This window comes from Rhodococcus sp. DN22, assembly GCF_036669995.1.
GTDB classification, from domain to species: Bacteria; Actinomycetota; Actinomycetes; order Mycobacteriales; family Mycobacteriaceae; genus Rhodococcus_F; species Rhodococcus_F erythropolis.
Map to the genome: position 1 here is coordinate 647258 of NZ_CP133326.1, position 15766 is coordinate 663023.

General features: G+C 58.2%; 11 protein-coding genes. 9 read left to right on the plus strand and 2 right to left on the minus strand.

Annotated elements, in window-relative coordinates; translation table 11 throughout:
* The first annotated feature begins 47 nt into the window (after positions 1-47).
* Entirely contained in the window at positions 48-1655 is a 1608-nt protein-coding gene (locus tag RA302_RS02965; protein WP_166501728.1) for an ABC transporter substrate-binding protein, read from the plus strand.
* Positions 1656-1996: 341 nt separating this feature from the next.
* Here RA302_RS02965 and RA302_RS02970 read toward each other — a convergent pair whose 3' ends face one another.
* The gene (locus RA302_RS02970; protein ID WP_166501729.1) at positions 1997-3499 is read right to left on the minus strand and encodes an MFS transporter; all 1503 of its coding nucleotides are present in this window, start codon (positions 3497-3499) and stop codon (positions 1997-1999) included.
* Positions 3500-3657: 158 nt separating this feature from the next.
* Here RA302_RS02970 and RA302_RS02975 point away from each other — a divergent pair, with 158 nt between their 5' ends.
* On the plus strand, positions 3658-4332 hold the full coding sequence (locus tag RA302_RS02975) for a TetR/AcrR family transcriptional regulator (protein ID WP_007727120.1): 675 nt from the start codon (positions 3658-3660) through the stop codon (positions 4330-4332).
* On the opposite strand, the gene RA302_RS02980 is transcribed toward RA302_RS02975, so the two are convergent.
* The gene (locus RA302_RS02980; RefSeq protein ID WP_070796419.1) at positions 4322-5281 is read right to left on the minus strand and encodes a DMT family transporter; all 960 of its coding nucleotides are present in this window, start codon (positions 5279-5281) and stop codon (positions 4322-4324) included. The genes RA302_RS02975 and RA302_RS02980 overlap by 11 nt on opposite strands.
* A gap of 407 nt (positions 5282-5688) precedes the next feature.
* On the opposite strand from RA302_RS02980, the gene RA302_RS02985 reads away from it, so the two are divergent.
* The 7 genes from RA302_RS02985 (at position 5689) to RA302_RS03015 (ending at position 15257) form a co-directional block, all read left to right on the plus strand.
* On the plus strand, positions 5689-5832 hold the full coding sequence (locus RA302_RS02985; protein ID WP_021342727.1) for a YHS domain-containing protein: 144 nt from the start codon (positions 5689-5691) through the stop codon (positions 5830-5832).
* 1147 nt (positions 5833-6979) lie between these two features.
* The gene (locus RA302_RS02990) at positions 6980-7975 is read left to right on the plus strand and encodes an ABC transporter permease (protein WP_166501730.1); all 996 of its coding nucleotides are present in this window, start codon (positions 6980-6982) and stop codon (positions 7973-7975) included.
* A gap of 122 nt (positions 7976-8097) precedes the next feature.
* On the plus strand, positions 8098-8829 hold the full coding sequence (locus tag RA302_RS02995) for an ABC transporter permease (RefSeq protein WP_206029791.1): 732 nt from the start codon (positions 8098-8100) through the stop codon (positions 8827-8829).
* On the plus strand, positions 8829-10574 hold the full coding sequence (locus RA302_RS03000) for an ABC transporter ATP-binding protein (protein ID WP_238054116.1): 1746 nt from the start codon (positions 8829-8831) through the stop codon (positions 10572-10574). The genes RA302_RS02995 and RA302_RS03000 overlap by 1 nt, the downstream gene beginning before the upstream one ends.
* A gap of 51 nt (positions 10575-10625) precedes the next feature.
* A complete protein-coding gene (locus RA302_RS03005) occupies positions 10626-12281 on the plus strand; it encodes an ABC transporter substrate-binding protein (RefSeq protein WP_166501732.1) in 1656 nt (551 codons plus the stop codon).
* A 36-nt stretch (positions 12282-12317) separates the two neighbouring features.
* Positions 12318-14072, plus strand: a complete 1755-nt coding sequence (locus RA302_RS03010) for a DUF885 domain-containing protein (RefSeq protein ID WP_238054117.1) — start codon at positions 12318-12320, stop codon at positions 14070-14072.
* 24 nt (positions 14073-14096) lie between these two features.
* Positions 14097-15257: a GNAT family N-acetyltransferase gene (locus RA302_RS03015; protein ID WP_166501733.1), complete on the plus strand. Its 1161-nt coding sequence runs from the start codon at positions 14097-14099 to the stop codon at positions 15255-15257.
* Positions 15258-15766: the final 509 nt, after the last annotated feature.

Sequence of the window (15766 nt, forward strand, 5' to 3'; positions counted from 1 at the left end):
TCCCGCACGATTGTCGCCATGGCAACTCCTAGTAGATGGCGGCTCGTATGAAAGCCCGTTCTGTCTCCGCGACAGCAGTTATCAGCGTTGGCGTTTTCACCCTGGCCGGGTGTGGCGGCGCATCCAGTCCCGAAGGTTCAGTCGGTGAGTATGCAAAGGACGGCAGTTTCACGACTGTGATCAACGCCGATCCCGGAAATCTGCACCCTCTGATCACCAACCTTACGTCGACTCAGATCGTGAACGCGTACTCGTACGATTCGTTGATCGACATCGACGCGCAAACACGCACTGTGCGTCCCTATCTGGCGGAGAGCTGGAGTGAAGAAGGGAACACGCTGAAGTTCGTGCTCAAGAAGGGCATCACTTGTGCCGACGGCACTTCCTTCACCGCACAGACCGCGGCCGATGACATCAACTGGGTCATGGATCCTGAAAACGCTTCACCGCTACGCGGATCCACTGTGCCGATGTCGACTTCGGCCTCAGCGGACGGTGACGAACTGACGGTGACTACCGCCGAGCCAGCGCCCTTCCTGCTCTCTCGAATCGGCGCGTTGAGGCTTCCGTGCGCTGCGACGCTCGAAGACCCGGCCAGCATCCGTTCGAGTAGCAACGGAACGGGTCTGTTCAAGGTCACCGAAGTTGTTCCGAACGATCACATCACGATGGAACGCCGCGACGGTTACACCTGGAGTCCGAACGGCGAGACCACTTCCGACACTCTCGGAGTGCCGAAGACAGTGACGATCAAGATTGTCACCGATCCCAGTACGACGGCGAATCTTGTTCTCACCGGCGGAGTGAATGCCGCAGCGGTCACCGGTTCGGACGAGGAACGAGTCTTGGCCGCGGGTCTGGATTCGAAGACCTACACCACGTTGTCCGGCGAGTTCATCTTCAATCATTTCGCGGCCCTACCCACGGCAGACCGTGCTGTGCGGCAGGCCCTCGTGCAGGCAGTAGACCTGGACGACTACACCGAGATCACCACCGGCGGTAAAGGAACCCGTGCACGCGCCCTCGCGGTTTCGGAACCCCTTGCCTGCGACTACAACAGTGTCGAAGGGACGATCCCCGATTTCGACGTCGATGCAGCAAAGAAAACGCTGTCCGACGCAGGTTGGAAGGCGGGTCCCGACGGCCTCCTGACGAAGGACGGTCGACCGCTTGCCCTCAACGTAATTTTCAACAACTCACGCGATACAAACTCTGCCGCCGCGGAATACGTAGCAACACAGTGGGAAGGACTGGGCGCGAAGGTGAAACTGACTGGCGGCGACTACAGTTTCGTCATTGCCGACACATTCAGCACCACCGACCTGTCGTCGTGGGACGTTTCCATCGGTTTGACGCTGGGGAGTGATACGCCGAGCATCTTTGCGAAGTACTTCACCGGCCCGCCCAAACCTGAAGGAGTGAACTTCGCTTCCCTCGACAACAAGAAGTACATCGAATTGTCCACTGAGGCTTCGCTTCTTCCCGGTGACGAGTCCTGCAAGGTCTGGGAGGAAAGTGAGCGCGCGTTGTTCAACGACATCGACCTGCTGCCGGTATCCACGACTCCCGCTCACATGTTCTTCAACGGCGCAACGTCGATCTACCCGCCGTCGAGCGGAATCCTTCCGGGCTCGGCGATCCGTGTCCTGAAGTAGGACCCTCGGCAAACGCTCACTTTCGGGTATTGATCATCCGAAGTGCAAACCGAAATACCACTGCAGCACCGGCACCTGCAGCCAGGCCGGCGACGACATCGGCAAGAAGAACACCGACGCCTATGCCCAGGACGGCAGCAGCGGCGACGGCAAGGGCGACGTCAGCACGAGGAGCGGCGATCGCGGCATCCTTTCCCCGAGTATCGAACGAGCACCCATCTCAACGGAGCATGTCACGAAACGGTCGTCTGCAGGTGTATCAACCGCAAAATGTGTGAAACGCGTCGGCCCCGGCGGAGTTGGACTCCGCCGGGGCCGTGCTGTGTGTGTTGCGCACTTGCTCAGTGCGTCGGGACGGATTCCTTCGACGTGGTCGGGGACGTATCGGTGTGCTGGCTACCAATCTCCTTGCGGGAGTTCGAGCCGTTGAACCGAGGGAGGAAACCGGCCAGGACGAGTGCGATGACGGCGGATCCGGCAGCGAGGGCCATGACGACGCGGAAAGCGTTCTCCGACGGCAGCGTTGCCCCACCGACGGACATGGTCATCTGGGCGATGACGACACCCGCGATGGCGCTGGCGAATGATGTACCGAGGGAGCGCATCAGAGTGTTGAAGCTGTTGGCCGCTCCGGTCTCGGACGGAGGAACAGCCCCCATGATGAGAGCGGGCATTGCGCCGTAAGCCATACCGGTACCGGCGCCGATGATTACTGCGATCACGATCAGTTCCCAAATCGAGTGCATGGCGAAAATGCCGATGCCGTAACCGATTGCGACCACAATGGCGCCGAGCATGAGCGTCACCTTGGGGCCGTGCGAATTGGTGATGCGTGAGGACAGCGGAGAGATCAGCATCATGATGATGCCGGAGGGAGCCATGACCAGACCTGCGGTGAGCATCGAACCGCCGAGGCCGTAACCAGTGATTTCAGGCAGCTGGACTACCTGGGGAAAGACCATGCTGGCGGCGAACATCGCGAATCCGAACACGATGGATGCGAGGTTGGTGAAGAGCACCTGGCGGCGGATGGATACGCGTAGATCCACCAGCGGCTTGGGGGTGCGTAGTTCCCACCATGCCCAGAATCCGAATATCAGGATCGCGGCGCCGAACAGGGAAAGCGTGAGCGTGCTCGTCCAACCCCAGTCGCCACCCTTGGAAATTGCGAGTAGAAGAGCGATGAGGGCGGCTGAGAGTGAGATTGCTCCGCCGAAATCGAACGTGCCTCCTGTGCGAACCGCCGATTCGGGGACCAGGACGACAACAAGAACGGCCGCAAGCGCGCCGAGTACGGCTGACGCCCAGAACAGGACGTGCCAGTCGGCGTACTCGGCGATCAAAGCCGCGATCGGAAGCCCCAGAGCGCCACCGACTCCCAGCGAAGCGCTCATCATCGCAACAGCGCCGGCGAGCTTCTTGGGCGGAAGTACATCGCGCATCACACTGATACCCAGCGGAATGACGCCGGCAGCAAGGCCTTGCAGGATTCGGCCGGCAACGAGGGGGATAACGCTCGAACTGAGGGCTCCGACCACCGAACCGGTGACCAACAGCGCCATGCTGATCAGGAGTAGACGCCGTTTGCCGAACATGTCGCCCAAGCGGCCCATGGTCGGGACGGCGACGGCGGCGGCGAGCAGCGTGGCGGTCACAGCCCACGCGGTATCGGACGCCGGCGCGTTCAGGTACTCGGGCAGATGCGGGATGATCGGGATGACCAGCGTCTGCATGAGCGAGACGACGATGCCGGAAAACGCCAGAACAGCCACCACTGCGGTGGTGGCTGGCGACTTCGTTGTCAGTGGCGGCGTTGTCGGTGGTGGAGAAGTGGTTGACGACATTGCGGTAACTCCATCGGAGGAAGAACGAATAATGGTTTAAGTCAGTTGATTGAACTAAAGTTAAATCAAGTGACTGACTTAACGGAAGGGTGCGCCTCCGATCGTGACGAATATCTCCGGTGCCGAGCAGCTTCGGATGGTCGAGGATGATGGTGTCCATGACTACGAGGACTGAGGACGCGTCGGCCGACGTCGGCGGCGCCGCAAATTCCGCGCGCTCTGCTGCAACCCGAGACCGCATTCTCGCCGTCGCCGAGCAGTTGTTCGCCGAGCACGGAGTCTTCGCGGTTTCGAACCGCCAGGTGAGTGAAGCGGCAGGTCAGGGCAACAATGCAGCCGTCGGATACCACTTCGGGACCAAGACCGATCTGGTCCGCGCGATCGTGAACAAGCATTCCCAGCAGGTCGAGAAGAAGCGTGGCGAACTGCTGTGTGAGATCGAAGGGTCCACAAACGTTCGTGACTGGATTTCGTGTCTGGTTCGGGCGTCGACCGATCACTACGCCGAAATGGGTGGCCCGACTTGGTACGCGCGGTTCAGTGCACAGATTCTCACCGACCCGGTCCTGCGGAAAATCGTCTACGACGAGGTATTGGCCTCGCCCACCCTGCAGGAGACGCTTCGGGGACTCTCTGACTGTCTGGCCGACATGCCGATGAGTGTTCGACGCGCCCGCGCGGATATCGGACGCAATGCGATCGTGCACATGTTCGCCGAACGTGAGCGCACGCTTGCCGAAGAGGGGCCGGACGCGGTCACGTCATGGGAGGACTTCACGACCGACCTCGTCGACGCGCTGGTCGGACTTTGGACGGCTCCGATCAGCCGCTGACCGGCCGTTTGTCCGCGCTAGCCGCCCGCCCCGGGGCAACCCTGCGCAATGGATCTCGCGTCGGCGGAAGATCCAGGAGCAAGCCCACTCCGGCAAGAATGATGACAAGACCGCCAACGAGCGCGAAGGTAACAGGCTCGTTCAACCACAGCACTCCGATGGCTGATGCCGAAATCGGAACGAGAAGAGTGACGGCCGATGCCGCGACTGGACCCGCCTGACGAATTATCCAGAAGTAGACCAGGTAGCCACCGGCGGTAGCCCCCAGTCCCAGGGCTGCCACGGCGATGAGTGGACCGACGGTTATGGGCCCCGGTGGGGGAGCGACGGCGGACACGGGAACCAATAGGGCAACCGCGGCAAGTTGTTGTCCGAGGGCCAGTGTCATCGGTGGAGTGTCCTGGAACGACTTTCGTGCGTAGACACCTCCGACTGCGTACAGCAGCGCCGCGGTCAAAGATGCGCCAATGGCCAGCATTGCGTGACTGTCGATCGCTGACGGAATTCCACCGACGAGCACCGAGACGCCGACGATGCCGATCGCGACCCCCGAGAGTTTTCGCCAGGTGATCTTTTGTCGAAGCCAGAAAGCGGCGACGAATACGGTGAACATCGGCGTCGTGGCATTCAGGATCGACGCCGTCGACGAGTTGAGGCCGACGATCGCAGTTGCGACAAGCGTCAGGGGCCCAGCGACGTTGAGGGCTGCCAGCAGTAGGAATGCAGGAAACCGGTGACCGACCGCGCGCCAGGTCGATCTGCTGGAAGCCGTTATCAGTGCGAGAACCAACGCTGCAACAATGAAGCGGCCGTGCGTCGTCCCGACGGCGCCGAGTGTTGGTGCTGCCACAGCAACGAGGGGGAACGAGCTTCCCCAGAGCGCGCCGACCAACAGCAAAGCTCCAACTACGGCGAATCGGCTGCTGCCGATGGCTTTCCAGTTCTTCATTGCGCCTCTTCGTCGACGACCTCGCGGACATGGATGGCCGATGCCAGACCTACCCTATACCCCCAGTAGGTATAATGCTTCTTGTGTCATGATGCTGTAGGTGATCCGAGACTGGGGACGCATTATTCGTTCTCCTGCAATGGTTTATGTGTCGAGGTGCTGTACGCGCAGACCTTCAAGTTATCTCCAATATACCTATAGGGGGTACATTGGTGGTTGTGTCGGGCTCGCTTTCCGGGCCACATCCGTCCAGCAAAAGAACAGGAATCCCAATGAGTAGTTGTGGCTGTGGAAATACCCCGAAGGCCGACGCCAATGGCGCTGTAGGCACTGTCGGTACGGCGATGCCGACCGGTGGGAAAGACCTACTCAACTCTGGCAGTAGTGAACTCGTCGAATGTCGGGTCATGCCCGGCAGTGTGATCGAAAAGGCGCGTGCCGAAGCGGAAGGCCTGTTCCGTGACTACGAAGGTAATCGGTACTGGTTTTGCTGCAAGGGTTGTGGTCCTCGATTCGACGCAAATCCGCGGAAGTACGCTGACGTGAGCTGAGAAGAAAGTGGTGGTGCAGGCGATGGCTGCACCACCACTTTCTTCCGTCAGTGCAGTGAATGAGAATGTCTCACTGTCGAGTTCGGCAATGTATCCCGGCTGGTTCAGGCGAGATCGCGAGCAGGCAGGCAGGTTGACCTGTCGGCGTGGGGAGCGATGATCGTGATGGCCGCCGGCTGGCATGTTCAGCGGTCGACGTCGCTTCTGCTATTCCGGTCCTGCGGAAAAGTCGTCTACGACGAGGTTTTGGGCTCGCCCCGACAGAAGACGCTTCGAGGACTTTCGGCCTGTATGACTGGCATGCCGGCGAGTGTTCGGCGTGCCCGGGCAGACATCGGACGAATTCGATCGTGTCTGTGTTCGCCGAACGCAAACGCAAACGCGAACGCGAGTGCGTGTTTGCCGAAAAGGGCCGGACGAGGTCACGTCGTGGGAGAGGTGCGCTCGCCGGAAGGGCGGTGGCGGCAGCCTAGTCGTCGGCTCGCTATCGCACGCACTTGCAATTGGTCCGCCTGATCGCCGCGCCTGTGTATTTCATTGCAAGGCGTGAAATATCAAACAGACGAGCAACTTTCACTCCGCTTGGTGCCGCCCAAACTGATGCGAGTGGTCGGAATCGAAGCCTCTCGACTGCTCGGGTGGATCATCGGTCAGGCTGCCGACCGACCAGTTCGCATTTGCATCAACACTTTCAGTCCTGATGCACAGTGAAATTCGATCACCGAAGCGGAATCGGCGCAGGATTCTACGAGCTCTGAACCCTTCGGTTTCTGGATCTACCCCGAACTAGGCTGGGCACTTGCGGAATTGGACGAGGTCTTTCGAAGGGGCCGTCATTAGGATGCGACGTCGTGGTACCGCGATCGCACGGTTTATCCGCGCCTTCGATAGAGACGTATCGGTTCGATGGTGGGCCCGGACCTGTGGACCCAGAACGGATGTGTCAAATTCTGCTCATCCTGGCGAATGTGTCTGTTCCTTACGGTTCTGGTATCCCTGCCGGCGAACCGACGCGCAATCAGTGAACCCTAAGTCTGTTGCCGGTTTAAGGCGTATCGGAAGGTTCAAACAGCTCAATCAAAACATCTCAAGTGTTTTGTTAGCGAATATCGGCGACATTGCGCTATTTGGGTGATAGATTCGCCACATGCCTATCAAGACCGGACGGGAGGGACACCGCAGTCCCCATGTCCTCCTTACCCTGGCGCTCGCTAAGCGGACAGTGGCGCTCTTCACTCTTCTATTGGCCATGTCATTCGGTGTTTTCGCTCTCCAGTTCGTGGCACCCGGTGGCGTTGTCGGCGCACTGACAGGCGGACGCCCCGTGAGTCAAGCCGTCCTCGATGACTTGCGCCGACAGCATCACCTCGACGATCCGATCCTCGTTCAGTACTGGGCTTGGCTGCGGCGTGCACTAAGCGGCGATTTCGGCACTTCCTACGTACAGAATGTGCAGGTCGACAAATTGATCGTTGATCAGGGCCTTCTATCACTGCAACTGGCGATCTTTGCCTTTGTTATCGCCATGATCGTGGCGATCCCCATGGCGACAGTCGCTGCGATCCACAAGGGGCGCATCGTGGACCGTCTTGCATCCAGTACTGCGATCTTGGCGATTTCGGTGCCGTCGTTTGCCGTGGCGCTATTGCTTTTGTACCTTTTCGGACTGAAGTGGGACATTCTCCCCGTATTCGGGCCTGGGGCAGGATTTTTCGGAAGACTTCACCATCTTCTGTTGCCGGCGATAGCGCTGGCGCTTGGACAGATCGGTCTGGTCGTCAAAGTCACGAGGTCCGCGCTCAGTAATGCGCTTTCGCAGGATTATGTGACGTTCGCTCGATCTAGGGGAGTGAGCGGGGGCCGCGTTCTGCTGAGTTACGGTTTCCGCAACAGCATGACGTCGATAACAACGGCGGCCGGGTTGACGTTGACCACGCTCATCGTCGGTACGGTCCTCGTGGAGAAGATCTTCGCTCTTCCTGGAGCGGGCAGTTTGCTGATTGCATCCGTTTCGGCTGGAGATCTACCGGTTGTCCAGGCACTGACCATTGTGTTGGCTGCCTTCATTCTAGTGCTCAATCTCCTCGTCGATGTTGCGAGTACCGCGTTCGATCCGCGAGTCGATCTGAGTGAGGCGGTTTAGTTATGACTACGATTCCGAGGACGGCTCGTCGACGACGCCGGCACCGTTCGAGCAAGACAATCTATTTTCTATCGTGCTTGGTCGCAATAGTGTTGCTACTTGCGCTGATTGGCCCTTGGCTCATGCTGCGCCAGGCTGAAGTCCAAGATCTGCTGATCGGAGTTCAAGGCCCAACGCGAGAACATCTACTTGGCACTGACGATCTGGGGCGAGATGTCCTCGCGCAGCTCGTCGCTGGCGGACGCGCGCCGGTAGTCGGAGCGTTCCTCATTGCTGCAGGTGCCTTGGTGATCGGAAGTGCGGTCGGGCTGATGTCCGCCCTTGCCGGTGGCTGGGTAGGTGCGGGATTGATGCGATTCGTCGATGCGATCTATGCGCTCCCCGCGCTATTGGTGGCGCTCGTGCTCGCAGGGATAAGCGGTGGTGGGTACCTTATGGCCGTCGGGCTGATGATGGTGTTGTTCTCGCCATACGACGCTCGACTCGTCCGCAACGCGGCCCTCGTAGAACTTGAGCAGCCCTATATGGATGCGGCCAGATTGATGGGAACGCCACGATGGCGAATTCTGGTTTTCGAGCTGTGGCCGAACATCAGGTCGGTCGAACTCGCTAATGCATGTGTGAATTTTGCTTACGCACTGGTGACATTGTCTGCGCTTACTTTTCTGGGAATCGGGGTTCCCGCCAACTCAATTGACTGGGGTCTGATGCTTGCGAACTCAATCGACTACCTCGGCGCGAATCCGTGGATTGCGCTAGCTCCCGGACTGGCCATCGTCGTTGTTGCGACGTCAGTCGCCCTGCTATCCGACGCAGTTCAGGATTACGGACACGAAAAGGGCAGGACTGCGTAATGACTCGAGACTGGGCCTTGGATGTGCAGCACTTGACTATCGAGACTGACGCAGGCGCGGTGATCGTCGACGACGTCGGACTGCGCGTCCGCGCCGGCGAGACCATCGCAATCGTCGGCGAGTCGGGAAGCGGGAAATCTGTGACAGCCCGCGCAATCACCGGTTTGCTTCCAGCCGGACTGTCTACCACGGGGCATATTCAAATCGATGGAAGGTCGTTCGAGAACGCTGACGAGAAGACCTGGCGGTCGGCACGAGGATCGGCCATAACCTGGCTGCCTCAGGATCCGTTCACCATGCTCAGCCCATTGCGAAACGTCAAAAGTGCTATCTCTGACGGAATCGGCACCCGTATACCCCGTGATGAGCTTGTCAAGCGGCTGAACGAAGTAGGAATCAACGACGAGTCCGTAGCGCGCAAGTATCCGTTCCAGCTCTCAGGCGGTATTCGGCAGCGAGTTGGAATAGCGTGTGCGCTGTCGTCTGATCCACGAATTCTTGTTGCCGACGAACCGACGACAGCCCTCGACGTCACATCGCAACGCAAAGTGCTTAGCCTGATGCGTGAAGTTCAGCGCGCGCGGGGATTAGCGCTCGTACTGATCACACATGATTTGCCTGTGGCATTGTCCGTCGCTGACCGCATCTATGTGATGTATGCCGGAACCGTGGTTGAAGAGTTCGCGCCAGGTGAACTCGCGAACAGGCCTCTGCATCCTTACACACAATCACTCTTGATGGCCGATCCGCCCGTCGACAGAAAGGTTGCGCGTCTCGCGTCAGTCGCGGGCGGTGTTCCGACCCCCGGGGATCGACGAGCAGAATGCGTTTTCAAACCGCGATGTGACTACGCAATCGAGGACTGCGCAAAGGGGCGACCCCTGTTGGTCGAGGTCGGCAACCGCCGAACGGCGTGTGTCCGCAGCCTTGATCTCACCCTTCCCGCTCACAGAGCATCGGAGTGCGCACGCGATAGGAATAGTGGGCCAATTGTGTTGTCCGCCTCGCGCATCAAAAAGCGATTCGGAGAGCACGAAGCGCTACGTGGCGTCACTATCGAAGCCCGACGAGGGCAGATCGTCGGAATCGTTGGAGGATCTGGTAGCGGCAAAACCACGCTCGCGAGAATTATCGCGGGCCTGGAGGTCGCGGACGAAGGTGTAGTCGAGACACCGATGGAGACGAGGGAACGCTGTCGAGCGAAGCCTGTCCAAATGGTTTTCCAGGACCCGTCCGGAACCCTGAATCCCTCCCAGACTGTCGGAAAGATTCTGCGGAACGCTCTTGCTGCCGGAAGTATGGATTCCAGGCCCAGCGACGCCGTCGCGCTACTAAGCCTTGTTGGTTTGCCGGGATCCTTCGCGGATCGAAAAGCATCGAGTCTGTCGGGTGGACAGAGACAACGAGTTGCGATCGCCAGAGCATTGGGACCAAGGTCGCAAGTGCTGTTGTCTGACGAGCCTACATCCGCCCTTGACGTAATGGTCCAAGCGCAAGTCCTGAACCTACTTCGAGATCTTCGTGACGAGCTTGACGTCGCGATGGTGTTCGTTACACACGACTTGGGTGTTGCTCGTCAAATGACGGACTACCTCTATGTGCTCGAGCGCGGCCACTGTGTCGAGCATGGTCCAACCGAGCAGGTATTCGACGACCCTCGGCACGAGTACACGAGAGAACTCCTTCGAGGAGGTCCGACGTATGTCGACGGCCCCATGGCCGGAGTGGCCACGGTGAACCACTAACTGTTGCAACGAGTTTCAATAATCTCAGTGGCGGACCCCGAAGGAGAAATTGTGCAAACAGCACTGCAATACCAAATCAATCGGCGCACACTCTTGAAGAGGTTGGGCCAGGCGGGCCTGCTAGCGGCAGGGGGGTCGATCTTGGTAGGGTGCGGAGGAGAGTCGACCAGCGCCGGGGTGATCAGCGAAAACCTGAGTGGGCCTGTGACTTCCGATTCGATCTCTAGCCTCAACTGGTCGATTACCAAGAGTGCGGACAGTCTGGATATCGCTCAGAGTTTTACTTCGCAAACTGGCGTGCTGAGTTCGTTGGGCTACGACACTCTGGTGATTCTCGATCACGAGTTGCAGATCGCGCCCTGGACAGCCACCATGGTCGAGTCTTCTCTCGTTGAGTACCGATTCGACTTGCGCGAGGACGTGAAGTTCTGGGATGGGACGCGGCTCACTGCTGAAGATGTCGTATGGTCCTACGCGCGCCACCTCGATCCTGAATTATCCTCTGCCGTCATATCACTGCTGGGAAATGTCGAGTCTGTCAAGGCCGTCAGTGACAGCCAAGTCATGATCACCCTGTCGTCGCCGGATCCCACATTCAAATACGCGGCGTCTATCATTCAGATCTTTAAAAAGGCACAGGGTATCGAAGCTGGGTCTGCATTTGGATCGCCAACTGCCATCCCTATCGGCACCGGTCAGTACTGCCTCACGGAGTACACAACCGGTGGCGGTATTACCGGAGAGTTGAACCCGTACTACTGGGGTGTGGCTCCAAGTATTCAGAAGATTTCTGTGAAGGTGGTTGAGAACCCGGAAACGATTCGAGTGGCTACCCAGCAAGGAGCCAACGATGGCATGTTCGACGTACCAGGTGCGCAACTGTCACAATGGAACAAGACCCCCGACGTGCGCGTCGGAACCGCAACAGGCCTTAGTCCACTTTTGCTGCGTTTCCCAATGACAGTGAAGCCCTTTGACGATCTCAAGGTCCGGCAGGCGATTGCTCACTGTATTGATCGGGAAGGCATCGTCAAGTCCGTCCTGGCCGGGGCAGGAGAGCCCGCAGTCGGGCTACCCAGTAGAGGGCACTGGCAAGGAGTCCTCTCGAATGGCGAGATTGACCTCTTCCTGAATTCATTGCCGGCGTACAGTTTTGACCTCGATCGGGCCAGGAGTGCGCTCGCAGCCTCAACGGTATCTGGTGGATTCAGTGCGGATATCTATGTCTCGACTGACGCAGACATATCGATAAAGTCGGCCTCTTCGCTGGCAGCAAATGCTGCCATGATCGGAATCAAACTCAACCTCAAGGTAATCTCGCTGAACGAACTCCAACAGGATTACCTCATCGCGCCGGGCAAGAAACAAGGCCTTGTGTTGAGTTCCACGGCACCGACCTATCCTGATCCTACCGATATGCTCAGTCCGTTCTTCAGTTCTGATCCTGATATTGGCTATCTAAACGCCTCTGGATTCGCAGATCCGGCGGTTCAGTTGCTTCTGCAGCAACAACGTGGTGTAAGAGGCACGGAACGCGTCGACCTTTTACAGCAGATTACGAGGATCGGCCAAGAACAACTGCCAGTCGCGCCAATCGCGTGGATCAATGCGACAGCTGGCATCCGAGGTAACTACAACCTGAACGACTTCGATGCGTTCACCTACTACCGCCCATGGGCGCAGACCATCGGAGTGGCCAACAGCTGATCGCGAAGTCGATCCGCCTGGTTCCACGCGCGCTCGGTGATTCCGCTGGTGGCGCTCAAGAGCTTCGTGACAAGAAGCCGTTTTGACTACCACTATGTCCATCAAACCTTGAGAGGTGAACAGAACTTGCGAACGCAGACCGTCGTAGACGCCATCGCGGACGACTATTTTGACCGATACTTGCTCCTGAATCCACTTGCTGCGACGTATCTTGGCGTCGAAGGTACCCACAACAGTTTTCCCGATCTCTCACCGGATGGGCTTGCAGAGATGTCAGCGTTGCGCCGGCGAACTCTTGCTTCTCTCGAAGGAGCGGAAGGTGCCGATAGTGTGGATCGAGTCACGATCGCTGCTCTCAGGGAATCACTGTCTGTCGCAGAGGAGTTGCGCTCCGCGGGCCGCGAGGATTCATTGCTTCGCAACATCGCGTCGCCCGTACAAGAGGTGCGCGAAATCTTCGACCTCATGCCCAAGCAGTCTGCCGATGACTGGTCGGCCATCGCAACACGAATGTCCCGAGTGCCGGAAGTCCTTCATGGCTACGCCAGGTCCCTCCATGAAGCTTCCGATCGCGGTGATATTAGTCCGCGGAGGCAAATAATTGCAGTAGTGCAACAGCTTTCACGTAATGGCGGACAGGGTGGAGTTTTTGCCACCCTTGTCGAATCTGCCCCACAGTCCCTCGCACAATCGTTGCGCACCGACCTTTTGAAGGCTGCTGCGTCCGCGCGTGAGGCGTGCTATGACCTAGCTGAATTTCTGTCGGACAATTTGCTCCCAACTGCGTCGGATCGCGACGCTGTCGGGATTGACGTATACAAGTTGCATTCGCGTGCCTCTCTGGGGACGGTTATCGACCTTGCAGAGACTTACGAATGGGGGCAGGCCGAACTCGCCCGAATCACGGCAGAGATGATTCAACTTGGCGACAAAATCTTGCCGGGGGCCTCACTACGAGAAGTGCACAGCTTCCTCGATGCCGACGAGACCAGACTGATCCGGGGGAGAGGCGCCCTGGTCGAATGGATGCAGTCGAAGACGGACATTGCCGTCGAAGCATGTGCAGGAACGCACTTCGATATTCCGCATGCGCTTCGTGTCATTGAATGTGGAATAAGTCCCGGAGGTACTGGCGCCATCACGTACACCCCGCCGACTGAGGATTTCGAGCGGCCCGGACGAATGTGGTGGGACTTGCCAGACGGGGTGGATGAATTCTCCACCTGGCGGCAGTTGACCACTGTCTATCATGAAGGTGTCCCAGGTCACCATTTGCAGGCCGCTCACGCCTTGTCGCGGGTTGACGAACTTAACCGTTGGCGCAGAATTGGATCGTGGGTCAGCGGGCATGGGGAAGGCTGGGCGCTCTACGGTGAACAGCTCATGGCTGAGATCGGATTTCTAGGGGATCCAGCCGAAAAGCTAGGAATGCTCGACGGACAGTCCATGCGGGCAGCGCGGGTCGTTCTCGATATCGGAATCCACTGCAACTTTGAAGCACCGGCCGAAATGGGCGGTGGCAGTTGGACCTACGCCAAGGCGCACCGATTCCTAGCTGCGCACTGTTCACGAGACTCGAAGACGCTTCAGTTCGAAATCGAGCGATATTTGGGATGGCCAGGACAAGCTCCCGCCTATTACGTGGGGAAACGCTTGTGGATGGAGCTGCGCAAAGAATCTGCATTAATGCATGGATCGAAATTTGAACTCCGAAAGTTCCACAAGACTGCGCTCGATGTCGGGTCGGTTGGCCTGGATGTAATGCGTCAGGCTGTGCTGGAGACGCTCTGAAGACGAAAGTGCGAAATATATATCATGAGTACCTCAATTCGACCGCTGTCGATCTCTGACGCCGAGGAGTGGCGCGGCTTGTGCCGAGAGGCCTTCGGTAGTTCTACGCTCCAAGGCGACATTGAGGCATCATTTGGTCGACCTGGACAAACAGTGTGGGGTGTGTTCAATCGGTCGGGAATGATAGCAACGGCCTCGGAACTTGATTTCCAATCTTGGTTCGGCGGATCGGCGCTGGCAACTTCTGGCATCGCAGCCGTTACTGTTCGTGCTGAGCACAGAGGCCAGGGATTACTCCGTCAACTGATGCGCGAGATTTCCGAAGTTGCGCGCATACGTGGCGCGCTCCTTACGAGTCTCTTCCCTACCTCGACGACCGTTTACCGGAGATATGGCTACGAGGTGATTGCCGAGCTGCTGACGGTCCGGTTTCCGACTCACGAATTGGCAAGCGCGGGTGCCTATTCAAACGCGCGACGTGCACACCACAGCGATGCAGCCCAAATCGCTGCCGTCTACGATCGCTGGGCGCGGCAGCAGAACGGCCCGCTGACGCGCGTGGGCGCAGCATTCCCTGCTGGCTCAAATATACTCAATCGTCCAGGTTTTCAGGTCACGGTAGTTGATCGCGCCGATGGTTCGATCGGCGGCTATGCGATCTGGCGTTGCCCGAGCAATTTCGGCATAGACAGTGTGCTCGAAATAGATGAATTCGTCGCCGATGATCGCGAGTCCGTCTTCACACTAGCTGCGGCACTAGGTTCATTCAGCGCGGTTGCACCGATCGCTCAACTGCGAACGTCGGGTATGGACGTTGTGCGCCTTATTCTGCAGTCGTCGCAGTGGGAGGTATCACAATCCGTACCCTACATGCTTGCGGTTCTCGACCCGCAGGTTCTGGGGCACCTGACATTTCCTTCAGATATGTCTCTGGCACTGAGCTATTCGGTTGCAGGTGTGCAGAACCGCCTGGAGGTCAACAGCGGGGCCGGAGTTTGCACACAAACGGAGGCCTCCAGCGGTCGTGTTCTCACACACGGTGGTCTAGCTCTTACATTGGCAGGTGCGCAATCCAGCGCCAACTTGCGAAGTTTGGATTTCCTGAGCGGTGGGGACGTGAATTCCGACTTGCAGTGGGACGCGCTGTTCTGCCGTAGGCAGGTTCATATTCGTGATCACTTCTGACCGTGCAAGAGCGCCAGTTCGGTAGGTGCGGAAATCCCTTACAGATGCACCAGAAGTCCTGAACCATAATTGATCTGGTGAGTAAAATAAGATTGCGGGTCCTACTCATCGTTATTTACGGGAACAGTCGAACCGAGATGCAGTCATTGCGGTAGGTCGCACAATTGCGGAGCGATTCTTGTTGATGCCCTGACCTATGTGCAAGAATTCCGTTGGTGCGCTTAATTTCTCAGTTCCTGCTCCAAAGATGAGGTTGCGCATCCCCACTGCATTCTCTCCGCAGAACTGGAGGGCGACACCTCAGATGTTGGTGTCGGGTTGTTCACCGGCGGCTGAGGTTCCACGCTGATTCTTTGGAACAGTGTCTGCGATGACTCGATGCGGTGTCCCTGGCAACGTGTGTTTGTCTCGGAGTGCGAGCTGCTAGTCCTCGCCAGGTTCAAGTTGGGCGCCGCCTTGTCTGTGCAAGTCAAGCATCGAATTTGTTGCAAGCGAGACAAATTCGACCA